Origin of the sequence: Rhodanobacter terrae (genome assembly GCF_042657005.1) — a bacterium.
Lineage (GTDB): Bacteria > Pseudomonadota > Gammaproteobacteria > Xanthomonadales > Rhodanobacteraceae > Rhodanobacter > Rhodanobacter terrae.
The window spans coordinates 1-22981 of sequence record NZ_JBHSNG010000007.1 but is presented as its reverse complement, the minus strand read 5'-3'; the positions used below and the strand labels follow the sequence as shown (position 1 = coordinate 22981).

Here is a 22981-nt window from a genome sequence, read left to right as displayed (position 1 = left end):
CTTCACTCCATCTCGACCGTCATTGGAATGCGTCCCAGGCGAGTGCGTTTCTCCTCGACCGTGGCCGGCCGGATCTGCTCGCGCTCAGGTACGAATGCGACGTTGCCGTCGGCCGCGTCGCTGTTAATGAAGTGATGGAACCGGCGGCGTGTCTGCGGGTCGCTGACCGCCTTTTTCCATTCGCATTCGTAGCTGTCCACCACCTGCTGCATTTCCGCCTCCAGTTCTGCGGCGATCCCCAGCGTGTCGTGCACGATCACGTCCTTGAGGTAATCCATGCCGCCCTCGAGGTTGTCGCGCCATACGCTGGTGCGCTGCAGACGATCGGCGGTGCGGATGTAGAACATCAGGAAGCGGTCGATGTACCTGATCAGGGTGGGCGTATCCAGGTCCACGGCCAGCAGCTCGGCATGGCGCGGCTTCATGCCGCCGTTGCCGCAGACGTAGAGATTCCAGCCCTTCTCGGTGGCGATCACGCCGACGTCCTTGCTTTGCGCCTCCGCGCATTCGCGGGTGCAGCCGGACACCGCGAACTTCAACTTGTGCGGCGAGCGCAGGCCTTTGTAGCGGTGATCCAGGTCGACCGCCGCGCCTACCGAATCCTGCACGCCATAGCGGCACCAGGTGGAGCCCACGCAGGATTTCACGGTACGCACCGATTTGCCGTACGCATGACCCGATTCGAAACCGGCCGCGATCAATTCCTCCCATATCAATGGAAGCTGTTCCAGCCGCGCGCCGAACATGTCCACCCGCTGGCCGCCGGTGATCTTGGTGTACAAGCCGTACTTCCTGGCGATCTGGCCCACCGCGATCAGGCCGTCCGGAGTCACTTCGCCGGCGGGCATGCGCGGGACCACGGAATAGCTGCCGTCCTTCTGGATGTTCGCCAGGAAATAGTCGTTCGAATCCTGCAGCGAGGCATGCTCCGCCTGCAGCACGAACTCGTTCCAGCACGACGCGAAGATGCTCGCCGCCACGGGCTTGCAGATGTCGCAGCCCAGACCGCTACCGTGGCGCGCCAGCAGTTCGCCGAAGTGGCGGATGCGCCCTACCCTGACCAGGTGATAGAGCTCCTGCCGCGTATGGGCGAAGTGCTCGCACAGATGGTTGTTCACCGCCAGGCCCTGGCGCTTCATCTCCGACTTCATAATCTGCGTGACCAGCGGCACGCAGCCGCCGCAGCTGGTACCGGCCCTGGTCGCCGTTTTCAGCGCACCGATCGAGGTGGCGCCGGCGCCTACCGCCTCGCACAGCTGGCTCTTGGAGACATTGTTGCACGAGCATATCTGCGCCGAAGCGGGCAAGGCATCGACGCCCAGGCCCGGTCTGGGCTTGCCATCCGAAGATGGCAGGATCAGGAACTCCGGCGCTTCGGGCAACTCGATGCCGTTGAGCATCATCTGCAACAGCGTGCCGTATTCGGCGGCGTCGCCGACCAGCACGCCGCCCAGCAGCTGCTTGCCGTCCCCGGACACCACCAGCTTCTTGTAGACCTGGCGGCGCTCGTCGCTGAACTGGTAGACGCGGCTGCCAGGCGTGTCGCCGTGGGCGTCGCCGATGCTCGCCACGTCCACGCCCATCAGCTTGAGCTTGGTGGACATGTCGGCGCCCGAAAACTCGGAAAGCCTGGACGTCTGTTTGCGCTCGAGCAGTGCGCCGAGATGGGCCGCCACGATGCGCGCCATCTCGTAGCCCGGCGCTACCAGGCCGAAGATCTTGCCGCGCCACAGTGCGCACTCGCCGATCGCATAGACATCCCAGTCGCGGGTGCGGCAGTAGTTGTCGATGCGGATGCCGCCGCGCTCGCCCACACCCAGTTCGCTCTGCCGGGCCAGTTCGTCGCGCGGACGGATGCCCGCGGAGAACACGATGAGATCCGCCTCAAGGTGATCGCCATCGGCGAATTTCATGCGATGGCGCGCAGCCTCGCCGTCGACGATTTCCAGCGTGTTCTTCTGCGTGTGCACGACGACGCCGAGCTCTTCGATCTTCCGCCGCAGCATGCGGCCGCCGCCGTCATCGACCTGCACCGTCATCAACCGGGGCGCAAATTCGACCACGTGCGTTTCCAGCCCCAGGTCGTGCAGCGCCTTGGCGCATTCCAGGCCCAGCAAGCCACCGCCGACCACGACGCCGACTTTGGATTGCCTGCCCCATTGGGTCATCGCCTGCAGATCCTCGATCGTCCGATAGACCAGGCAAGCGGGCCTGTCGTTGCCGGGGATGGCCGGCACGAAAGGCGTGGAGCCGGTAGCCAGCACCAGTTTGTCGTAGGGAATGATTTCGCCGTCGGCGCAGGTTATCTGCTTTAGCACGCGGTCGATGCGTGCGGCGCGGACATCGAGCCGCAGCTGCAGGCCCGGCTGCTCGAAGAACCCCGGCGTGACCAGCGAAAGGTCTTCCGCGGTCTTGCCGGCGAAGAATTCCGACAAGTGCACGCGATCATAAGCAGGCCGCGGTTCCTCGCAGAGTACGGTGATCTCCAGGTCCGCATGCCGGCTGGCCATCAGCTCCTCCAGCAGCTTGTGGCCCACCATGCCGTTGCCGATCACAACAAGCTTCATAGCTACCTCCCGTAGGTGCACCGGTTCAATCGACCGCCAGCGCGGCAGGCGCGGCATGCATGCCGCGCGCGCCGTGATGTTGCCGCAAGGCTTCCTGATAAAGCCGCTCTTCGCGCGCCACGTGCTCGCTGCTGAAGCGCACGGCCAGTGCACATAGCGAACCGACGATGACGAAGCCGCCAAGCAGCATGAAGGTGTGTTGCACCGAGCCGGTGCTCTTCAACACGAAGCCGGCCGCCACCGCGCCCACGTTGCCGCCCGCGCCGATGATGCCGGCCACCCCGCCCAGTGCCTGGCGATCGATGAACGGCACCAGCGCATAGGTGGCGCCGCATGCCATGTGGATGAAAAGGCCGAAGGTGAGCATGGCGACCACCGCCAGTCCGGCATTCTGCATGCCGGAGAACCACAGCAGGCCCAGCCCTTCGCCCAGCATCAGAATGCACAGCAGCCACGTGCGGGCGATCAACCCGCGCTTGCGCGCCACACGATCCGACACGATGCCGCCAAGCGCGCGCGCGAACAATGCCAGCAGGCCGAAGCTTCCCGCCGCCAGCCCCGCGCTGCGCAAGTTCATGCCGAAACGATCCACGTAATAGCTGGCGGCCACCCCATGCACGAAAAGCTCGATGCCGAAACAGCAGGCATAGGTCACGAACAACAGCCACACGCGGTAATTGCGCATCGCCAGGCGAAACACCGCCCAGCCACCGCGCTTGCCGTTGTCGGGAGTGATGCCGCGCGCGCGCAGTTCGCGATAGTCGCCTTGCGGACAGTCCTGGGTGAACCTCCAGTACAAGCCGCCCACGATCACCATCAACATGCCAGGCAGCAGCATCGCCACTCGCCAACTGCCGGCCTGCGACACCCCCAACGCCACCACCGCCACGCATATCCATGGCATCACCGACTGGGTGACCCCGCCGCCCGCATTGCCCCAGCCTGCGCTGGCCGCATTGGCGGTGCCCACCACGTTGGGGGCGAACATCACCGAGGTGTGGTACTGGGTGATCACGAAGCTGGCGCCGATCATGCCGATCGCCAGACGAAAGAACAGGAACGTCTGGTAGCTATGCGCGAAGGCGATACCGAACACCGGAATCGATCCCGCCAGCAGCAGCGCGGTATAGGTTCGCCGGGGGCCATACCGATCGCACATCGGGCCGATCAGCAGGCGCCCCAGCACCGTGACGGCAACGGCAGCGATATTGATGTTGGCCAGCTGATCGTTGCTCAAGCCAAATTCGCCTTTGATCAAAGGCATCAACGGCGCCAACGCGAACCACGCAAAAAAACAGACGAAGAAGCCCAGCCAGCTCAGATGGAATGCACGCATCTGCGGCGTGCGGAGATTGAACAGATCGATACGGGTGGCCTTGCCTTGCACGCACACCTCCAACACGCCTTGGTGGATCGCGAGACATGCCGGCTGCAGATAGTCCGCGCCGGTATCGCGACATGTTGCGCGGTGCAAGACACATGCCATGCCGGAGAACACTTGAAATACGGGCCTCCAGCGAAAGCGGCCCGTACGTGACGCACCCGTTTACGCTACGCAAGCGTTCAAGCAGGCCTGGGTTAGCACCATTGCGGTGCACAATAATGACTCCCCGCCTCTCAAAAAATCAGGAACCGGACGCGGGCGCACGACGTCGTCCCACGCTGTCGCGCACGTCCACATCGAACAGCAGTTCCAGTGCTTGCTCATGGTGCTTTCCGGAAAGCGTGTAGCGCAGTCCGTCCCGGCTGGGCAGCCGCGCCGCATGTGCGCGGACGGCCGCTTCGGGCAAGGCGATGCTCCAGGCGTCGGCCTGCCCCGACAGCGTGGGCGCGTCGCCCGAATCCAGGCGCAGCTCGCCGTGCACGACAAAGGCACCGGCGAATCGCGTCCGTGCTTCGACGACTTCGCCGCGCAACAATCTCGCCAACTCATCTTCGTCGATGCGGACCCGCAGATGCTGATTTTCGATTTGCCATTTCATGCGCGAATGCTCCGCGGCCTGAATCAAGGTGGCGGCGGATCGATGCGCGGTGGATGGCCATGCAGCAGACCGACCACCTCGACCATCGAGTCGCGCGCGCAATCCGCTGCACCCTCAGGCAGCACCACCCACGCACCCGCCTCGGCAAACGGCCGGATGCGGAAAGGCTGCTGCTGCGCGAGCACGCGTGCGTGCAGACGACCGTCGCGATCCTGGTGAAGCGTGGCGCGCAGAAAATGGCGCAGGCCGGGCTTGGGCTGCTGCGGCGTATCGAGCACGGCATGCAACGGCAGCTCCGCCGCCTGCCCGGCCATGGCGCGCAACATCGGCGAGACGAAGAAGCGTATCGCCGCCGCGACCGCCATCGGCGTACCCGGCATCGCGAAGATCAGCGGGCCAGCGACCAGTCGCGCGCACAGCAGCGGTTTGCCGGGGCGGATGGCCACACCGTGAAACAGCTGTTGCGCGCCCAGGCGATCGAGCGTTGCAGGCACGAAGTCGTGGCGCCCCATCGAAACCGCACCGGTGCTGATCACCAGATCGGCGCCGGCATCGACTGCCTGCCGCAGTGCATCGATGTAGGTCGCCGGCGTGTCGTCGACGGTCTCGCACAAGAGCACGTGCGCGCCCGCTGCGCGCAACGCGGCGACAAGATAAGGACCATTGGAATTGTGGATGCGGCCGGAGACAAGCGGCTGCGTGGCGTCGGCCTGCAATTCCTTGCCCGTGCCGACGATCGCGACGCGTGGACGGCGTACGACGTCGATCCGCCCTATGCCCAGCGCGGCGAGCAGCATCACATCCGCACTGTCGAGACGCGCACCGGCAGACAGCACCGGTGTGCCCGGCGCCACATCCGATCCGGCATAGCGGACGTTCTGACCGGGAGCGAGTGCCTGCAGCAGCCGAATGCGTGCCGGCGTGCCATCGGCGTGAGTCTCCAGCATGTGCGTGTTTTCCACGGCGACCACGCTGTTCAGGCCGGCGGGCAGCTGCGCGCCGGTCATGATTTCGCAACACTCGCCACCGCTTGCGCATGCACCGTCGCCTGCCGCCCGCGAACCGCTCACCGCATGCTCCGAGCCGGCGAGCAGCGGCTCGTCTGCCGCCAACGCATAACCGTCCATGGCCGCATGATCGAACGTCGGCAATGCGATCGGACTGTGCACAGCGCCGGCCGAGATCCGGCCGGCAGCGTCCGCCAGCAGGCAACTTTCGGCCGCTTGCGGCATAACCTGTTGCAGCAGGCGTTGCAGGGCTTGTGCGTAATCGATCATATGCGGCGGTTCCGCCTCATCGCGTGGCGCGATCGTGCGCCGCCGCCAAGGCGGCAAGTCCGCCGGACAGCGAATGGACCGCGGACATCCCCTGCCCGCGCAATGCCCGTGCCGCCACCCCGCTGCGACGACCCGAGGCGCATACCAGCAGCGTGGGCCGCCTGCGGAGTTCGGCGGCCAGCGCCGTGACCCGCGCGAAGGGCCATCGTTGCGAGGGTGCCGGCAGCGGTTGCGCATCGATCTCCGCCGGCTCCCGCAGATCCACCAGCGCATAACCGGCGGCGACGGCTTGGTCGAGACTGTCGAAGGCGATATCCACGTCATGCATGCTCTGCGCCAGGGTCAAGCCGCGATGCGCCGCCTCGGCGCAACCGCGGTGCATCGCGCAGCCCTTGGCGGCATCGATGGGCAGGCGTTGACTGCCGCCATCGAGCAGATTCACCAGCAGCAGCGCGTGATCGGGCGCACGCGGCAGATCGAGCAGGAGCCGCAGCGCTTCGACCGCCTGCATGCCGCCCAGCACGCCGGGCACCGGACCGAGCACGCCGGATTCGACGCAGGTGGCGACCGCGCCGGGCGCGGGCGGCTGCGGCCACAGGCAACGCAGACATGGCGCGCCGGGCTCCGCGGTGACGACCTGCAGCTGGCCTTCGTATTGATACACGCTGGCCAGGATCAACGGCGTACCGGTGAGGATGGACGCATCGTTGCTGAGATAGCGGCTGGCGATGTCGTCGGTACATTCCACGACCAGATCGTACTGCTCGAACACATCGACCACGTTCATGGCATGCAGCGGTTCGGCGTAGGTCCGTACGGCCACGGACGGGTTGAGCAAGGCGATGCGCCGTGCAGCCAGATCCACCTTGCGTTGGCCGATATCGCGCGCGTCGTACATGGTCTGGCGATGCAGATTGCTGGCGTCGAGGCGATCGCCATCGACGATCCCCAGCGTGCCTATACCTGCACCGGCGAGATAGCCGAGCACCGGACAGCCAAGGCCGCCGGCACCGATCACCAGCACGCGCGCCGCGGCGAGTTTCGCCTGGCCGGCTTCGCCCACTTCGCGCAAGCGGGTCTGACGCGAATAGTCCGGCACGAATGCCGTGAGCGAGCCGTGCTCGTGCTCGCGATGCGTGTGCGAACACGCCACCCAGGCGGTATCGCCGCCGATGTAATGTTCTTTTTTCCAGATCGGCAGCCGGTGCTTGATCTCGTCGATGACGTAGCGGCAGGCACGGAATGCCTCGTCGCGATGCGCCGACGACACGCCGATCCATACCGCGAGATCGCCGATGGCGAGACGGCCGGTGCGATGGACGCAACGCGCGGCGATGACACCGTGACGTGCGATGGCTTCGTCGATGATGCGTTCGCCCTCGGCCAGCGCCAGTTCGGCATAAGCCTCGTACTCGAGCCCGCCGACGGCACGCCCTTCGTTGCTGTCGCGCACCCACCCCTCGAACGCGCAGAAGCCGCCGCTGCCCGGATGCTGCAGCGATGCGCCCAGCCGTGCGGGATCGACCGCTTCGTCGGTGAGGCTGAACCGTTTCATCCGCCGGCCACCGGCGGAATGAACACTACGGCGTCGCCATCCCGCAGCGTCACGTCCCACTCGCTGAATCGCGCATTCACCGCCACCTTGAGCGCGTCGGCGGGCACGGTGAAACCATGGCGCGCGCACAGCTCGTCGTACAAGTCGCGCAACGACGTCGCCGAGGTGCCGAGTTGTTCGCCGCTGGTGCGGGCCTGTTCCCGCAGTTGTGCGTAGTAATGCAAGGTGACGTTGATCATGGCTGCGCCTCGATGCGGTGCTGCATTCGCTGGAACTCCTCCGGGGTGTTGATGTTGTCCAGTGCGTCGCCGGGCGCAGGCAGCAGCTTCGTGCGCGACTGCATGAGCGCCTTGCGCGGGCAGTGGCGGCCCTCGTCGACCTGCCGCTTGAGCAAGGCATGGCTGGACGGCTCCCACAAAGCGCACAACGGCTCGGGCATGGCATCGCAGCTACTGGCGAACGCGGTGGCGTCCCCGGCCGCATCGCGCGCATCCACCAGCCGCCGCAGCGTGGCCTCGTTCAACAGGGGCAGGTCGCAGGCGATCACCAGCCATGCGACATCGGGGTGCGTCGCCTGCGCCGAGAGAATGCCGGCTGCCGGACCGATCGCCTCGTAGCGGTCCACGATCTGCGCCAGTCCGGCGCGCAACGGATCGTCCCGCTGCTCCGCACGCACCGAGACAAAAGCTTGCGTTGTAACAGCTTCCAGCAAGCGCCAGGCACGCGTCAGCTGCGGCTCGCCGCCGTAGCAAACCCGCGCCTTGTCGCACCGCATGCGCCGGCTGGCACCGCCGGCAAGCAGCAGACCGAAAATGGGCGGCGCGCGCCGGGCGCTCATGCCGCCGCCTCGACCGCCGCATGGTCGATGTCCCGCTTGCCGCCGGTTTTCCTCATCAAGCGGATGTCGCCGATGACGATGTCGTGCGAGATCGCCTTGCACATGTCGTAGATCGCGAGCGCGGCGATGCTGGCGCCGGTCAGGGCCTCCATTTCCACACCGGTACGGCCCAGGCAGGACACCGTGCAGTCGATCAGCGCATGATCGCCATCCATCCGTATCGCGATATCGCATTTATCCAGGCTCAACGGATGACATAGCGGGATCAGCTGCGAGGTGGCCTTGGCGCCCATCACGCCGGCGATATGCGCCACCGTCAGCACGGCGCCCTTGGGCGTCACGTAACCGGCAGCATGCAGAGCCGCGGCGACGGCGGCGGGGAATGTCACCCGTGCACGCGCCTGCGCCACACGGTGCGTGACCGGTTTTGCGCCGACGTCCACCATGCGCGGCTGCTGTGCGTCATCTACGTGCGAGAGCATGTATCTAACCTCCGATATAGTGCATTTCGATTTTGCGGCGGGACGGCTTGCGCTGTTCGGCGCGCTCTTCGCTGTAGCGGTCGGCGCGCTGCAGCCACAGCTGGCGCAGCTGTCGGCGCAGCGCCTCGTCGCTGGCGCCGCCACGCAGCGGGCCGCGCAAGTCGGTGCCGTGGGTGGCGAACAGGCAGGTGTAAAGCATGCCTTCGGAGGACAGCCGCGCACGCGTGCAGTCGCCGCAGAACGGCGCGCTGACCGAGGCGATCACACCGATCTCGCCGGCACCGTCGCGAAAGCGGAACCGCGTGGCCACCTCCCCCGGGTATTGCGCGGGAACGGCTTCCAGCGGCCAGCGTGCATCGATCCGCTCGATCAATTCGCGCGCAGGCACCACGGCATCGGCGGCCCAGTCGTTGCGGTTGCCGACATCCATGTATTCGATGAAACGCAGCACGATGCCGCTGCCGCGGAAACGCTCGGCCAGATCGGTCGCGCCGTGTTCGTTGACCCCGCGCCGGATGACGGCGTTGAGCTTGATGCCGCGCGGAAAATCCGCCGCCTGCGCTGCCTCGATGCCCGCAAGCACTTCGTCCAGTGCACCGCGGCCGCCGCTCAGGCGATGGAACAGTACGGGATCCAGCGTATCCAGGCTGATCGTGATGCGATCGAGCCCGGCATCGCGCAGGCGGGCCGCCTGGCGGTCCAGCAGTACGCCGTTGGTAGTCATCGCCAGATCGGCGATGCCGTCGATACGGCGCAATCGTGCCACCAGTTCGGCGACATGCGGACGCAGCAGGGGCTCGCCACCGGTGAGGCGAAGCTTGCCGACGCCGAGTTGCGCCGCCAGCCGACACAGTCGCTCGATCTCGTCGAAGCTCAGCCGCTCGTCGTTGCCCAGAAAGCGGAAATGCTCGCCGTACATCGACTCGGGCATGCAGTACGGGCAGCGGAAATTGCAGCGATCCATCACCGAGACGCGCAGGTCGCGCAGCGCGCGGCCGCGTCGATCCAGCGGCGGCGCGTCGACGGTGCGCAGATCGACGATGGATTGAAGTGCGCTCATGTCACCACCGATGGAAAGCCACCATCGCGCCTGCAGGAGCGATGGTCTGGCCGGAGGGAATCTGCACGAAACCGTGCGTATGCGGCAGCGCGGAGAAATCCCCCGAGGTGCCCGTCGGCCATGGGCAGGCCATGGTTCGGCCCAGGCTGTCCTGGCGCAGCCGAACCGGTACAAAAAGCGTCAAGGCAGCGCTCGCGTCCAGCGCGCTTTCCAGGCAGACCTGCGGCGGCGGCGCCGGCACCAGTCCGATCGCCGACTGCAGTGCCGGCAACACATGACGGACAGCGCAGACCAGCGCGGATACGGGGTTGCCCGGCAACGCGAACACCACCTGTTCTTGCGGCCCCATGCCGCACCACATGGGTTTGCCGGGGCGTTGCGCGATCCCATGCAGCACCTGGCGCACGCCCAGCGCATCCAGCGCCGCGGGCACCACGTCGCGCGGGCCGACCGAGACGCCGCCGGAAAGCACCAATACTCGTCGAGTGCGCAGCAGCTCGGTCAGGACGGCGATGGTGGCGGGGAGATCGTCGCCCACACGGGCCAGCTGCACGTCATCGAAGCCGTGCGAACGCAATGTGGCGGCAAGCGCATGATCGTTGGAGCCGCGGATCTGCCCTTCGAGCAACGGCTGGCCGACGCCGGCCAGCTCGTCCCCGGTGGCGACGATGGTCACCGACGGCACGGTCGCCACCTCGACTTCGGCGATGCCGTTGGCTGCAAGTACCGCGATGCTGGGACCGTCGAGGCGCATGCCCGGCTCCAGCAGCGGAGCGTCCCTGCGGCAATCGGAGCCCCGCGGATGCACGAACTGTCCCGGCGCAGGGACGTGCCCTTCGGCGAGCACGCAGTACTTGCCGTCGTGGCGGATCTGCTCGACCGGGATCACCGTGTCGCAGCCGCGCGGCAGCATGGCGCCGGTGGCGACTTCCATGCACGCGGTGGAATCGTCCAGCGACTGCTGCGCCATCCCGGCAAGCTGCAGTCCGCTCCGCTCGAAACGGCGGCGGCTGCCATCGCCTATGGCTACGGCGATGCCGTCCATCATCACGCGGTCGAACGGCGGCTGATCGCGCTCGGCACGCACGGATTGGCGGAGCACGCGTCCGGCTGCCGCCTCCAGCGCCACGCGCTCGCTGCCGAACGCGGGCATGGCTGCGCGAATCAGCCGATCGGCATCGGCGACCGTGAGCAGCCGGCTCGTGGGCGGGCACCGTGAGGGCGGTGCGCCATCCCGACCGCCGTCGGCGCGCTCGAGGCATCCAGCACGGCGATCCTGACCGACATATCCCTCGATCGCGCCACCCAGCGGGCCGGCCGCCACCGGCAGCAGACCGTCGCCGGGCAGCGCCGACGGCAGAGAGCCTTGCGCCACGACACGGCCGCCATTCATCACCACCACGTGGCTGGCCAGTCGCAACACCTCATCGAGGGCGTGACTGACGTAGATCGTCGGCACGGCGAGCTCCGCGTGCCGTTGTTCCAGGCAATCAAGCAGTTCCTCGCGGGCCGAAGCGTCCAGCGCCGACAACGGCTCGTCGAGCAGCAACAGGACGGGGTCGGCGAGCAGCGCGCGCACCAAGGCCACGCGCTGGCGCTCGCCGCCGGACAAGTCGTTCGGCTTGCGCGCAAGCAGGCGATCGACGCCGAACTGCTCGACCAAGTACCGGCGATCGACCGCCCGGCGACGTGGCGAGCGCCGCTGGCCGTAATCGAGATTGCCCGCCACCGAGAGATGCGGAAACAGACTGGTCTCCTGGAACACATAACCGATGCCGCGTCTATGCGGCGGCACGAAACGCCGGCTCGCGCTGTCCTGCCACACGTTGCCGCCGAAATCGACGCGGCCTTCGACATCGCGGTCCAGCCCCGCGATGGCCCGCAGGCAACTGGTCTTGCCGGCGCCCGACGCACCGAACAACGCGGTGATGCCGTGCGGCGGCACGCCGAATGCCGCGTCCAGCGCGAAATTGCCGCGCACGCGCCGCAAGCGCACCTGCAGACCGGAGGCGGCATCAGTCATGCGCAGTCATCCGGTGCGGCCGCAACAGCTGCATGGCCAGCAACGCCACGAAGGAAAACGCCAGCAGGCACAGCGAGAGGGCATGCGCCTGCAGGTATTCGCCGGCCTCGACATGATCGTAGATGCGCATCGACAGCACGCGGGTGCGGCCGAACACGTTGCCGCCTATCATCAGCACCACACCGAACTCGCCGACGGTATGCGCGAAGCCGAGAACCATCGCGGTCACGAAGCCCGGCCAGGCCAGCGGCAACGCCACCGAAAAAAAACGGTCCAGCGGCCCTGCGCCAAGACTCGCCGCCACATCGAACGGTCGCTGGCCGATCGCCTCGAACGCATTCCTCAGTGGCTGCACCACGAATGGCAGCGAATACAGCATCGAGGCCAGCACCAGCCCGGCGAACGTGAATGGCAACGCACCCAGACCGAGTGCCGCCATCAGCCGACCGACCGCACCACGCTGCCCCAGCAGCAGCAGCAGGTAGAAGCCGAGCACCGTGGGCGGCAGCACCAGGGGCAGCGCGACCAGGGCGGCAACCGGCCGCCGCCACGCCGTACGCCCTCGCGCCAGCCACCATGCGAGCGGCGTGCCGAACATCAGCAGCAACGTCGTGACGGTCGCTGCCAGTCGCATGGTCAGGGCGAACGCTGCCCAGTCTTCGGCGGAAAGTTCGGTCATGGCGGCTCAATGCTCCGTCGCAGCAGCAGACAGGCCGAGGCCATAGCGGCCCAGCACGGCGCGCGCCTGTGCGCCTTGCACGTATCGCGCAAAGTCCCGGGCGAGCGCGTTGCTGGCGCCGCGCCGGGTCAGCACGAAACTCTGCAGCAGAGGTTGGTAGAGCGACTGCGGAACGACCGCGTAGCTGCCCCGCTTCGCCATCTGCGGATCGAGCGCGAGCGATTGCGCGACGATGCTGACCTGGGCGTCGCCGCTGACGGCGAACTGCGCGGCTTGCGCGATGTTGTCGCCATAGACCAGCCGTGGCTGCAACGCTTCCCACAGCTTGGCCGAGCGCAGCGCCTGTTCGGCACGCTGTCCGTACGGCGCGTGCTGCGGATTGGCGATGGCGATGTGCCGGAAGAACGGCTTGAGCAAATCCGTCACGGTCAACTTGCTCGCATCGACGCTGGCGCTCCAGATCACGATGTGTCCCATGGCGTAGGGCACCGGGTCGCCGCCGGCGGCACGAGCCGCCACCAGTTGTCTCGGGTAGTCGCTGTCGGCGGAGAAGAACAGCTCGAACGGCGCGCCCTGCTCGATCTGCGTGAACAATTTGCCGGAGGAGCCATAGGTCACGTGGATGCTGTCCTTCGGATGCTCGCGGCAATAGGCAGCAATGACGTCATCCAGCGCGAAGCGCAGGTCGGCGGCGGCGGCCACCGTCATTTCCCGAGGCGGCTCGGTCTGGCTCGCGTGCGCGGCGAGCGTGCAGGCCATGGCAAGCAGGCAGCCGAGCCGGTGGCGGCGACTCATACGGGCTCCGCGCCGAACCACGACAGGCGCTGCGCAAGCGCGGCGACGTCGCCGAGGATCAGCAAGGCCGGCGAGTGCACGGCGTGCCGTGCGGCGCTCGCGACCAGGTCGGCCAGTGTTCCGGTGATCACGCGCTGATCCGCGCGCGAACCATTTTCGATCAGTGCGAACGGCGTTTCCGGTGCGCGGCCATGCGCCATCAAACCGGTCTGCAAGGTTTCCAGTTCGCCGACGCCCATGTAGACCGCCAGCGTCTGGCGCTCCTGCGCCATCGCGGCCCAGTCCAGCGCATCCAGCGAATCGCGGCAGTGCGCCGTCACCAATCGCACCGCCTGTGCGTGCCGGCGATGCGTCAGGGGAATGCCGGCGTACGCGGCGCACGCCAGCGCCGCGGTGATGCCCGGCACCACTTCGTAGGCGATCCCGTGCCGGCGAAGAAATTCGAGTTCCTCGCCGCCGCGGCCGAACACGAAGGGGTCGCCGCCTTTCAGGCGCACCACCCGCTTGCCGCTTCGCGCATGCTCGAGCATCAGCCGGTGAATGTCGTCCTGCACGGTGTGATGACGACCGGCCTCTTTGCCCACCGCGATGCGTACGGCATCGCGGCGCGCCAGTTCGAGCACCTCGGCGCTGACCAGGCGGTCATGCAGGATCACGTCGGCCTCGTTCAAGGCGCGCAGGCCGCGCAGCGTGAGCAGGCCCGGATCGCCGGGGCCGGCGCCCACCAGCACCACCGAACCGACGGTCATCTGCGGCGGCTCGGCGAGCGCCTGTGCCGTCGCCTGCTCGGCCTGTCCGGATCGGCCCCGACGCAGGAGCGCTGCCACCGGCCCGGTGAACAAGGCTCCGTAGAAGCGCCGCCTTCCGGCAAGATCGGGATGGCGCGCCCGGATGCGCTCGCGCCAGCGCGCAGCAAGGGCGGCCAGCAAGCCCAGCGACGGGTCGAGCAACGCTTCCAGCCGTTCGCGAATCAGGCGCGCCAGCATCGGCGCCGCGCCACCGCTGGAAATGGCGATGGTGAGCGGCGCACGATCGACCACGGCCGGCACATGGAAACTCGACAACGTCGCGTCGTCGACGACGTTCACGAAGATCCGCCGTTGTTCCGCGAGCATCGCCAGGCGCCGATTGAGCGCCTGATCGGAGGTGGCGGCCACCAGCAGCCAGACCGCGTCCAGCCAGTTCACCTCGAACTCGTCCGGCCGCAGCTCGATCCGCCCCTGCGCCGCCAGGTTCCGCAGCGCAGGCGTCGACGCGGCCGCAGCCACGATCACCTGCGCGCCGGCTGCCAGCAGCGGGGCGACCTTGCGTTCGGCCACCACGCCGCCACCGACCACCAGAACGCGGCGGCCATCGAGATTGGCGAACAGCGGATAGAGCTTCATGGCTTCGCCGCCTTCATCGATGCATCGGCGATGCCGGTGAGTCCATGGATGACATCACGACTGCGTAACGCGTGTGCCGACGCTGCGGTTACGGATTGCTTGCTACGATGCCTGCACGGCACAGCCTTTGTGCGCCCGTCCGCCTCGACCGAAACGTTTCGATGCCCAAGCCTGTTGAAGTTATGCCTGCTGAAATCGGCTCCAGCCTCCGCGGCCGCCGCATTGCGGTGCCCGAGTCGCGCGAGCTCGATGTGTTCGCCGCGCTGCTCGAACGTCGCGGCGCCGAAGTGTTGCGTTGCCCGCTGGTCGATATCCGCGATGCGCCGGATCCGGCGCCGGTACTGGACTGGCTGCGCCGTTTCTGCGCGGAAGGCTGCGACGACCTGATCCTGTTCACCGGCGAAGGCTTGCGCCGCCTGCTCGATGCGCTCGAACGGCATGTTCCCGAGCTGCGCACGGCATTCGTGAAGCGTCTCGGCGAGGTGCGCACGATCGCACGCGGCCCCAAGCCGGGCCGCGTGCTGCGCGAGCTGGGACTGAAGCCGGAGCTGGTCGCCGAGCCGGCGACGACCGCCGGGGTGATCGCGCTGCTGCAGACATGCCCGCTGCGAGGCCGCCGCATCGGCGTGCAGTTGTACGGCAGCGAACCGAATCTGCCGCTGATGGATTTCCTGATCGCCGCCGGCGCGCATCCGCTGCCGGTGGCGCCCTATGTCTATGTCGATGGCGCGGCCGATGGCGAGGTGCTGGGGTTGATCGAGCGCATGTTCGATGGCTGCATCGATGCGATCGCCTTCACCAGCATGCAGCAGGTGACGCGGCTGTTCCGCGTGGCCACCGAGCACGGCCGGGACGACCTTCTGCGCCAGGCACTGGCGCGCACCATGGTGGCGGCCGTGGGCCCGCTGGTAGCGGAACTTCTCGTCGCGCACGGCATCGAGCCGCAGGTGATTCCGGGCGGCAGCTATTACTTGAAGCCGCTCACCCAGGCGCTGATCCGCCGTCTTGGCGCCGCGCAGGATGAGCGACTGCGCTGAGGTGCACCGTGCAAGATGCCGGTTCATGCGTTGGCCGCCGCGTGCACTTCGGTAATCAACTGCTTCAGCTCCGGTACGCAGGAACCGCAATTGCCCCCGGCGTGCAGGCTCGCGGTGATCTGTGCCGGCGTCCTGAGGCCTTGCGTGCGGATCGCCTCCCGAAGCGTGTTGCGCCCCACGCCGAAGCACGAACACACGATAGTGCCGGTATCGGCACCGGCCTCCAGCGGTTCGCCGACCAGCAGGCCGACACGGTCGATGTCCTCCAGCCGCTCCTTAGCGAACAGCCCGGACAGCCACGCGCGCGAAGGCAGGTCCGGACGCGGCGAGAAGAACACGCAGGCTTCGACGCGGCCATCCACGACGTGTGCCGCACGGTAGATCCTGGCTGACGGATCTTCGTATTCGAGCCAGTCCGCTTCGGCGTCGCCGGCGCCGAGACAGGCACGCGCCCATGCACCGCATCCCGACGGCAACTCGCGGGCTGCGATCTCGTAGCGCAGGAAGCACTGGCCCTGGACGGACGTCCAGTAGGTCAGCTCATCCGTCGCCAATGGCCGGCGACTGAGCACGAAGCCATGCCAGCGAACCGGGAACGGTTCGACCCGAATCGGCGTGTGCTTGAACTCGGGTTCGCCGGAGATCGGATCGACCACCGGATTCACCACGCTGCCCACCCGCGCATCCGACGCGAACTGGTCGTTCCAGTGGATCGGCACGAACGCGTTGCCGGCCAGGATGCCGCCGCCATGCTGCACGCGGGCCACCATCGTGCCCCAGCGCGAACCTATCCGTGCCAGTTCGCCCTCGCGCACACCGCACAGCAAAGCGTCGCGCGGATGCATGTCGATGAACGGCTCGGGGATGTGCCCGCCAAGCCGGGGCGACTTGCCGGTGCGCGTCATGCTGTGCCACTGGTCGCGCACGCGACCGGTGTTGAGGATCAACGGATACTCGCGGTCCGGCGCATGCACGGGCAGGCGCGCGACAGTGGCGACGAAGCGTGCGCGTCCGTCGGCATGCGCGAAGCGCGCGTCGCCGAACAGTCGGGCGGTACCCTCGCCCGCCGCGCACACCGGCCACTGCACCGGCGTCAGCGCGTCGTAGGCCTGGCGATCCAGTCCGGCCAGACCACCGAGGTCGAGCACACGGCGTGCTGCCATTGGCGCGTCGTCACGCGGAGCGCGATTGCGGAACGCGGTGAGCCGCGCGTGCTCGTCGAAAATCTCGTGCGGCGCCCCGAACGCGAAACCCCGGTCGAACCCCATGCGCTGCGCCACGTCGCACACGATGCGCCAGTCGGCGCGCGCCTCGCCCGGTGCCGGCAGAAAGGCGCGCTGGCGCGAAAGCCGCCGCTCGGAATTGGTGACCGTGCCGTCCTTTTCGCCCCAGCCCAGCGCGGGCAGCAGCACATGGGCGAAAGCGCCGGTGTCGGTTTGCGCGACGATGTCGGTACTCACCACCAGCTCGCAGCGGGCCAGCGCGCGTTTGACCTGGTCGGCGTCGGGCAGGCTCACCACCGGATTGGTGGCCATGATCCATACCGCCTTCACCGTGCCCCGCTCGATCGCCTCGAACAATTCCACCGCTTTCAGCCCTGGACGCGTGGCGATGTGCGGCGACTGCCAGAACGCCTGCACGATGTCGCGATGCACCGGACGGTCCAGGTCCATATGCGCCGCCAGCATGTTGGCCATGCCGCCCACCTCGCGCCCGCCCATCGCATTGGGCTGGCCGGTGATCGAGAACGGCCCCATGCCGGGGCTGCCGATGCGTCCGGTGAGCAGGTGGCAGTTGATGATGCTGTTGACCTTGTCGGTGCCGCTGGAAGCCTGGTTCACGCCTTGAGAAAACACGCTGACAGTTCTCTCGTGACGGGCGAACAAACGATAGAAGGCCAGCAGGTCGGCCAGCTGCAGGCCGCAGATACGCGCCACTTCGGCTGGATCGCCGGCATCCGATTCGGCCGCTGCCAGCGCTGCTTCGAAACCCTGCGTGTGCTTGTCGACGAAGCCGGCGTGCATCGCGCCATGCCGGAACAGAAAGGCCAGCAAGCCGTTGAACAGCCACACGTCGGTGCCGGGCTTCAGCGGCAGATGCAGGTCGGCCAGTTCGCAGGTGGCGGTGTGGCGCGGATCGATCACCACCACTTGCAGCGAAGGCCGCGCCTCCTTGGCCCTGGCGATGCGCTGGTACACGATCGGATGGCACCACGCGGTGTTGGAGCCGATCAGCACGACCAGCTCGGCCAGCTCCAGGTCCTCGTAACAACCCGGCACCAGATCTTCGCCGAACGCGCGCTTGTGCCCGGCCACCGCCGAAGACATGCACAGGCGCGAATTGGTGTCGATGTTGGCGGTGCCGAGCCAGCCCTTGGCCAGCTTGTTGACGACGTAGTAGTCCTCGGTGAGCAACTGGCCGGATACATAGAAGGCCACCGCGTCGGGGCCGTGCGCATCGATCACGCGGCGGAAGCCCTGGGCCACGCGGTCCAGCGCTTCGTCCCAGCTCGCGCGGCGCGGTAGGGCGCCGGACTCGCGCAGCAGCGGGTGCAGCAGGCGGCCGCGCAGGTCGACGGTTTCGCCCAGCGCGGCGCCTTTCACGCACAGGCGGCCCAGATTGGAGCCATGCTGTGGATCGCCTTCCACATGAGTCGCGCCGGACGCATCGACGTGCGCCAGCACGCCACAGCCCACGCCGCAATACGGGCAGGTGGTGGCCGTCGCGCTCATGCCACGGCCCGGGTTTGCCGCTCGTCCAGCGCCTGGCAATAGCGCTTGCCGAACAGCAGACGGCTGCGGAACGGAGTGATGTCGGTGGCGTTGCGGATCAGCTCGAAGTACCAGCCGCCGTCCTGCACGTCGCCGTACAGCACCGCACCGATCACCCGGTTGTCCTTCAGCACCAGCCGCTTGTAGACACCGCAACGCGGATCGCGCAACACCAGGTCCTCAGTACCCGCGCCACCCAGGAAATCGCCGGCCGAATACAGATCGATGCCGGTGACCTTGAGCTTGGTGGCGGTCTGCGTGGAGCGGTAGCGGCGATGACCGAAGCGCGCCAGATGCGACGCGCACACCCGCGCCTGTTCCCATACCGGCGCGACCAGGCCGAAGGTGGCCTGGCGGTGTTGCACGCACTCGCCGACCGCATAGACGCCGGGATCGTAGGTCTGCAGCGTGTCGTCCACTACGATGCCGCGTTCGCAGTGCAGCCCAGCCGATCGGGCCAGCGCCGTGTCCGGTTGCACGCCCACCGCCATCACTACCAGATCGGCATCGATGCGCTCGCCGTCGGCCAGCGCGACACCTTCGACCCGCTCACCGCCGTACAGCGCGACCGTTTCCGCATCGAGCCGCAAGGCCAGCCCGCGCGCGCGCAGGTTGCGGCCGAGCAGCCCGGCCGCATCGGCATCGATCTGCTGGTTGAGCAGCACGCTGCCGCGGTGGATCAAGGTCACCTGCATGCCTTGCCGCGACAGTCCATTAGCCGCTTCGATACCGAGTAGTCCGCCGCCGATCACCACGGCGCGGCGATGTGCGCGGGCGGCCGCGAGCATGCACTCGACGTCACCGATGCCGCGGAATCCGATGACGCCCGGCAACTCCTTCCCTGGCAGCGGCAGCATGATCGGCTGCGAGCCGGTGGCGATCAGCAGCCGGTCGTAGGGCAACTCGACACCGTGCCGCGAACGCACGCGCTTGCGGCGGCGATCGATCGCCACCACCGGATCGCCCGCGTGCAGGGCGATGCCGTGTTCGGCATACCACGCCTTCGTGTTGAGCATGATCTCGTCGGCGCCCTTCTCGCCGCTGAGCAATTGCGACAGCAGGATGCGGTTGTAATTGCCGTAGGGCTCGGCGCCGAACACCGCGATGTCGTACAGATCGGGGGCGAGCTGCAACAGCTCCTCCACCGTGCGCATTCCCGCCATGCCATTGCCGATCACCACCAGCCGAGGTTTCCCGCGTGACAACGCGCGTGCGCCGGCCACGCTCATCGAACCGGCACTTGGGCGTCATCGCCCCGCTGCGCAGCGCGCCCGGGCGCCCCAGAGCATTCACCGGCGCACAGGATCCCGGTACTCGCATGCCGTGCGGCCATCAGCTCCTTCAGCAGCTTGTGGCCCACCATGTCGTTGCCCATCACAACGAGCTTCATAGCCACCTCGACGCTTCAACAATTGCCATGACGCGCAGCCATGTCTGCCAACAACAGGCAGCATCGGTTGTGGTCTCTTCGCTATGGTGCGGAGCAATACTTGTGCCACCGGGGGAAACGGCCACAGTCAGCCACTTGAACCTGGCAGGCCTCATACCGTAAGGCCTGCCCTGCCCCAATAGAGGGCGGACATGATCGTGTTAGCACCATTGCGACGCACAATTGGATAGCCCCAGGGAACATTGATCCAACCGGAGTTGGAACGCTTCAGCGGTTCCTTCCAGGACCGGGGTGGCAAACGACACCAGCCATTTCGGGATGTTGCCTCCGCTTCCCGCAAGGAAATCTCGAAGATCCCGTGATTTGCGTCGTCACCCCATCAATCAGCCTGCATCGCGGTATCCGGCCCGGGCTGCCCGGGCTGGAAAATCGCCAGCTGCTTGATCAGAAAGGCGACGCCATACAGTCCGCCATCGGCAACCAGCTTGCACATGGCCAAAGCCATCCCGGTCTGTTCGCGCAATGTACGCACGAGCCACGCCGATGCCATCACCAGCAGCAAGGCAAGTACGGCGTACGACAGGATTTCACGGACAATTTCTTGTCGAGAAGTGCGGCAAAAAACCAGATATTTGCATCCGACGAAATTGAATACGACTGAAAAACCTCGGGCCCAGAACGTGGCGGCAGCAATGTCGAGGCCCATGGAGCAGCACAGCAGAAACAATCCTACATCCAGCCCGGACGACGCCAAAGACAACAACAGGTCGCGCGAAAATACCGCTGCAAGCGCACGCGACTTGAACCACTGCCGCTTGTCATGGGCGCCAGCCGGCGGCAATCCGTTAACGGTCACGGCTGTTCCTGCCTCATTTGACGACAGACTTGGTTGATCGATATCGCCGGAGTGCCTCATGACTGGCAGGCACCCGTCCGCAGAAGGGGGACATCCAGCTTGAAGACCTTGTAACCGAAAGCATTCCGTCCATGAACGATTTCCCGGAAAGCCTGCGGACAAGCCGCGGCGGTCTGCAGCAAAACGGCCGAAGCCGCGCCATAAGGCACCTTCCCGGCCGAGAAGGCGTACGCCGCCCCGCTGTTCATCAGTTCCTTCAGCATGCGGTGCCTGGAATATCCATCTTTGGTGTAAAGCGGCACGATCACAGGGTTGTTGCCGTAGAAAATGCCATTGAGATAGTTGCTGCTGACCCAGACAGGCTGCTTGCCTCGGTAAATGGCCAGCACCGTATCGGCGCTCGCCTCGAAGTAATGGCGAATCGTGAGGTCCGTACCGTGCTCCAGATCCAGCTTGCGTTTCGCCGCCACAGCGAGCGCGCCGAATGTCGTCAACGCCAACACCGCCAGCATAGCCGCCTGCGCGCCATAGGCACGCCGGGCTGCTTGAGACGACCATGACCATGCTTGCCTGGAGTCGCTCAGAACCGATTTACGGTTGCAAGCATGCAAAAGAAGCAACCCGGCCAGGCCAACAACGTGCATGCCCAGCCGGAATGCGTACGACCCCCAGATGAACCAGGCCAGCAGCATCGGCAACAACAGCAGCAACCAGATGCCACGCAGAAGTGGCTTGGACCAGCAAGTGATGGCGCTGGCCGCGAGCAGCAGCAGAACAAGCGGCCGATCGAGCAAATAGCTGTGTGCCGAGTGAACCAACTGCTGCAACAACTCCCTGTCGCCCAGAGAACGTGAAATAACCCCCTGGTTGTTCTGGAACCCCCGGCCAATCGCCAGCGGCCAAACCGCGCTTGCACCAGCAGACAGCAACGCAAGCCCGAAGGTCCATGGCTTCCAGCCTTTGCGCCAGACGCACCATGCACAAATCACTGGCAACACCACGCAGCCCCATATCAACGCAGGCTGTTTGGCGTAACTCGCCACCACAGCGGCAAGCGCGCACCACCAGAATGCCAAAGGACGCTCCGACTCGGCCGCGTACTCCAGGAAATAGTGCACCGACGCCAGCAAGGCCACCACCATCAGGGGATCGGCAAGCCCGCGCATAAATGAAAGTCGGAACCCTGAAAACCACAGCACCAGCAGCAGCAACGCGGCCAGCCATGATCCGTACCGGCCCGCCAACGCGCTGGCACGCATCATGAGCAACCCCAGCATCACCGTGGCCAGCGAGATCGTCACGCGCGCCGTCGCCTGCTGATCGAAGGAGCCGAGAGCGCGATAGATGGATCCCACCCATTCGGCGAATAACTGCGGATACGCTGCTTGCGTGTAAGCGTAGTCCGTAGGCATCGAAAGAAAATGTTGGATCGCCCAGTAGTTCCAGCTGGTCAGTTCGTCGTCGATCGCGAAGCTGCTGCCGCCAAGCCTGATCGCGGCATAGATGAACAGCAGCAGCGTCACCATCAGCGGCCACCATTGGTGCCAGCTGCCACGCCTTGCGATGGCTATGGGCTGCACCAGCACTGCAGCGAGAACCACACCCCAGAGTGCCAACCACAGGACAGCGAAGACCGCCCGAGGCACCGGCAGCCCCGTATCGGCAAGGGCGAGCAGCAGTCCGCTTGCACCAATCAATCCAAGAGCAAGACCGACCGCGGAACGATCGAATACATCCAGTCGGCTCATGTTATGTGCGTTGATGTCCATATCTGCCATCTGTGTCCGTGCCTGACGCTCACTGTACGCAACACGCAGGCTTGCGTATCGCTCGGCATCTGCTGCTGCATTGTCCCACATCGTCGGCCGCCGTCATGCCGACTTGTCTTCTATTTCCAGTAGCGCACGTAGGCTTTCTTCAAGAGGTAGAGCAGATGGCCCGAGAAACCTCCGTCCTGTGCTTTGCGCATCGCGGTATTTTCGGCGTACATCATTTTGATGTGACCATCCCGTATTTCAAGGAGATGCTTGAGCTCGGCGACGTGGCCACGAGTCAGCGTCAATCCTTCCTGGTAGCAATCAGGAAGTTGTCGGTTCACGTAGTACGTGGTGTGGCGCGCTGCCGTTTCATCGGCGGGACGGTCTTTGGTATAGAAGTACCTGATTAGCGTCGAACCTCAGTGAAGAAAATTACTCGCCAAGCGCAGCATCGGCTCCGGGCAAGGCTTGCAGAGCACCATCGCGCGCGTCAGCCGCGGCAGCAGGTCGTGCAGTCGAAACCGGCG

19 protein-coding genes and 1 pseudogene are annotated in these 22981 nt (G+C 66.2%); 2 read left to right on the top strand and 18 right to left on the bottom strand.

Annotated elements, in window-relative coordinates; all coding sequences use genetic code 11:
* Positions 1-2: 2 nt before the first annotated feature.
* The 14 genes and pseudogenes from nirB to cysG all read right to left on the bottom strand — a co-directional run bounded on the left by nirB (position 3) and on the right by cysG (position 14643).
* A complete protein-coding gene (gene nirB / locus ACFPPB_RS08615) occupies positions 3-2567 on the bottom strand; it encodes a nitrite reductase large subunit NirB (protein ID WP_377326343.1) in 2565 nt (854 codons plus the stop codon).
* 25 nt (positions 2568-2592) lie between these two features.
* The gene (locus ACFPPB_RS08610) at positions 2593-4041 is read right to left on the bottom strand and encodes an MFS transporter (protein ID WP_377326341.1); all 1449 of its coding nucleotides are present in this window, start codon (positions 4039-4041) and stop codon (positions 2593-2595) included.
* A 151-nt stretch (positions 4042-4192) separates the two neighbouring features.
* Positions 4193-4576, bottom strand: a complete 384-nt coding sequence (locus tag ACFPPB_RS08605) for a hypothetical protein (RefSeq protein WP_377326339.1) — start codon at positions 4574-4576, stop codon at positions 4193-4195.
* On the bottom strand, positions 4573-5826 hold the full coding sequence (locus ACFPPB_RS08600; RefSeq protein WP_377326337.1) for a molybdopterin molybdotransferase MoeA: 1254 nt from the start codon (positions 5824-5826) through the stop codon (positions 4573-4575). The genes ACFPPB_RS08605 and ACFPPB_RS08600 overlap by 4 nt, the downstream gene beginning before the upstream one ends.
* Positions 5827-5842: 16 nt before the next feature.
* Positions 5843-7000 carry a ThiF family adenylyltransferase gene (locus ACFPPB_RS08595; RefSeq protein WP_377326512.1) on the bottom strand — a complete coding sequence of 386 codons (1158 nt, stop codon included), beginning with the start codon at positions 6998-7000 and terminating at the stop codon, positions 5843-5845.
* Positions 6977-7381, bottom strand: a pseudogene (locus ACFPPB_RS08590) (molybdenum cofactor biosynthesis protein MoaE); the annotation flags it as partial. The pseudogene ACFPPB_RS08590 and the gene ACFPPB_RS08595, both read right to left, overlap by 24 nt.
* On the bottom strand, positions 7378-7620 hold the full coding sequence (locus ACFPPB_RS08585) for a MoaD/ThiS family protein (RefSeq protein ID WP_377326335.1): 243 nt from the start codon (positions 7618-7620) through the stop codon (positions 7378-7380). The gene ACFPPB_RS08585 and the pseudogene ACFPPB_RS08590, both read right to left, overlap by 4 nt.
* Entirely contained in the window at positions 7617-8219 is a 603-nt protein-coding gene (locus tag ACFPPB_RS08580; RefSeq protein ID WP_377326333.1) for an NTP transferase domain-containing protein, read from the bottom strand. The genes ACFPPB_RS08585 and ACFPPB_RS08580 overlap by 4 nt, the downstream gene beginning before the upstream one ends.
* Positions 8216-8701, bottom strand: a complete 486-nt coding sequence (gene moaC / locus ACFPPB_RS08575) for a cyclic pyranopterin monophosphate synthase MoaC (protein ID WP_377326331.1) — start codon at positions 8699-8701, stop codon at positions 8216-8218. Before moaC ends, ACFPPB_RS08580 begins: the two co-directional genes overlap by 4 nt.
* Positions 8702-8705: 4 nt before the next feature.
* Positions 8706-9761: a GTP 3',8-cyclase MoaA gene (gene moaA, locus ACFPPB_RS08570; protein WP_377326329.1), complete on the bottom strand. Its 1056-nt coding sequence runs from the start codon at positions 9759-9761 to the stop codon at positions 8706-8708.
* A 1-nt stretch (position 9762) separates the two neighbouring features.
* Positions 9763-11784, bottom strand: coding sequence for an ATP-binding cassette domain-containing protein (locus ACFPPB_RS08565; RefSeq protein WP_377326327.1), 2022 nt, complete (start codon positions 11782-11784; stop codon positions 9763-9765).
* Positions 11777-12463 carry a molybdate ABC transporter permease subunit gene (gene modB / locus ACFPPB_RS08560; RefSeq protein WP_377326325.1) on the bottom strand — a complete coding sequence of 229 codons (687 nt, stop codon included), beginning with the start codon at positions 12461-12463 and terminating at the stop codon, positions 11777-11779. Before modB ends, ACFPPB_RS08565 begins: the two co-directional genes overlap by 8 nt.
* Positions 12464-12469: 6 nt before the next feature.
* On the bottom strand, positions 12470-13258 hold the full coding sequence (gene modA, locus ACFPPB_RS08555) for a molybdate ABC transporter substrate-binding protein (protein ID WP_377326324.1): 789 nt from the start codon (positions 13256-13258) through the stop codon (positions 12470-12472).
* Positions 13255-14643 (bottom strand): siroheme synthase CysG, encoded by a 1389-nt coding sequence (cysG, locus tag ACFPPB_RS08550; protein WP_377326322.1) that lies wholly within the window; start codon positions 14641-14643, stop codon positions 13255-13257. Before cysG ends, modA begins: the two co-directional genes overlap by 4 nt.
* A gap of 161 nt (positions 14644-14804) precedes the next feature.
* On the opposite strand from cysG, the gene ACFPPB_RS08545 reads away from it, so the two are divergent.
* Positions 14805-15680, top strand: coding sequence for a uroporphyrinogen-III synthase (locus ACFPPB_RS08545; RefSeq protein ID WP_377326320.1), 876 nt, complete (start codon positions 14805-14807; stop codon positions 15678-15680).
* 23 nt (positions 15681-15703) lie between these two features.
* On the opposite strand, the gene ACFPPB_RS08540 is transcribed toward ACFPPB_RS08545, so the two are convergent.
* The 4 genes from ACFPPB_RS08540 to ACFPPB_RS08525 form a co-directional block, all read right to left on the bottom strand.
* Positions 15704-18412, bottom strand: a complete 2709-nt coding sequence (locus ACFPPB_RS08540; RefSeq protein ID WP_377326318.1) for a molybdopterin-dependent oxidoreductase — start codon at positions 18410-18412, stop codon at positions 15704-15706.
* The gene (locus tag ACFPPB_RS08535; RefSeq protein ID WP_377326316.1) at positions 18409-19680 is read right to left on the bottom strand and encodes an NAD(P)/FAD-dependent oxidoreductase; all 1272 of its coding nucleotides are present in this window, start codon (positions 19678-19680) and stop codon (positions 18409-18411) included. Before ACFPPB_RS08535 ends, ACFPPB_RS08540 begins: the two co-directional genes overlap by 4 nt.
* A 540-nt stretch (positions 19681-20220) precedes the next feature.
* Positions 20221-20697 (bottom strand): GtrA family protein, encoded by a 477-nt coding sequence (locus ACFPPB_RS08530; protein WP_377326315.1) that lies wholly within the window; start codon positions 20695-20697, stop codon positions 20221-20223.
* A gap of 56 nt (positions 20698-20753) precedes the next feature.
* Positions 20754-22556 (bottom strand): hypothetical protein, encoded by a 1803-nt coding sequence (locus ACFPPB_RS08525; protein ID WP_377326313.1) that lies wholly within the window; start codon positions 22554-22556, stop codon positions 20754-20756.
* Between the two features lie 74 nt (positions 22557-22630).
* Here ACFPPB_RS08525 and ACFPPB_RS08520 point away from each other — a divergent pair, with 74 nt between their 5' ends.
* Positions 22631-22864 carry a hypothetical protein gene (locus ACFPPB_RS08520; RefSeq protein ID WP_377326311.1) on the top strand — a complete coding sequence of 78 codons (234 nt, stop codon included), beginning with the start codon at positions 22631-22633 and terminating at the stop codon, positions 22862-22864.
* The last annotated feature ends 117 nt before the right edge of the window (positions 22865-22981 follow it).

Bases quoted from the DNA above. Each gene is read 5' to 3' on its own strand.
- ACFPPB_RS08600 (WP_377326337.1), bottom strand. From the start codon at position 5,826: ATGATCGATTACGCACAAGCCCTGCAACGCCTGCTGCAACAGGTTATG.
- ACFPPB_RS08540 (WP_377326318.1), bottom strand. From the start codon at position 18,412: ATGAGCGCGACGGCCACCACCTGCCCGTATTGCGGCGTGGGCTGTGGC.
- ACFPPB_RS08525 (WP_377326313.1), bottom strand. From the start codon at position 22,556: ATGTGGGACAATGCAGCAGCAGATGCCGAGCGATACGCAAGCCTGCGT.
- nirB (WP_377326343.1), bottom strand. From the start codon at position 2,567: ATGAAGCTTGTTGTGATCGGCAACGGCATGGTGGGCCACAAGCTGCTG.
- modB (WP_377326325.1), bottom strand. From the start codon at position 12,463: ATGACCGAACTTTCCGCCGAAGACTGGGCAGCGTTCGCCCTGACCATG.
- modA (WP_377326324.1), bottom strand. From the start codon at position 13,258: ATGAGTCGCCGCCACCGGCTCGGCTGCCTGCTTGCCATGGCCTGCACG.
- ACFPPB_RS08585 (WP_377326335.1), bottom strand. From the start codon at position 7,620: ATGATCAACGTCACCTTGCATTACTACGCACAACTGCGGGAACAGGCC.
- ACFPPB_RS08520 (WP_377326311.1), top strand. From the start codon at position 22,631: ATGGCCCGAGAAACCTCCGTCCTGTGCTTTGCGCATCGCGGTATTTTC.
- ACFPPB_RS08565 (WP_377326327.1), bottom strand. From the start codon at position 11,784: ATGACTGATGCCGCCTCCGGTCTGCAGGTGCGCTTGCGGCGCGTGCGC.
- ACFPPB_RS08545 (WP_377326320.1), top strand. From the start codon at position 14,805: ATGCCCAAGCCTGTTGAAGTTATGCCTGCTGAAATCGGCTCCAGCCTC.
- ACFPPB_RS08535 (WP_377326316.1), bottom strand. From the start codon at position 19,680: ATGAGCGTGGCCGGCGCACGCGCGTTGTCACGCGGGAAACCTCGGCTG.
- cysG (WP_377326322.1), bottom strand. From the start codon at position 14,643: ATGAAGCTCTATCCGCTGTTCGCCAATCTCGATGGCCGCCGCGTTCTG.
- moaC (WP_377326331.1), bottom strand. From the start codon at position 8,701: ATGCTCTCGCACGTAGATGACGCACAGCAGCCGCGCATGGTGGACGTC.
- ACFPPB_RS08580 (WP_377326333.1), bottom strand. From the start codon at position 8,219: ATGAGCGCCCGGCGCGCGCCGCCCATTTTCGGTCTGCTGCTTGCCGGC.
- moaA (WP_377326329.1), bottom strand. From the start codon at position 9,761: ATGAGCGCACTTCAATCCATCGTCGATCTGCGCACCGTCGACGCGCCG.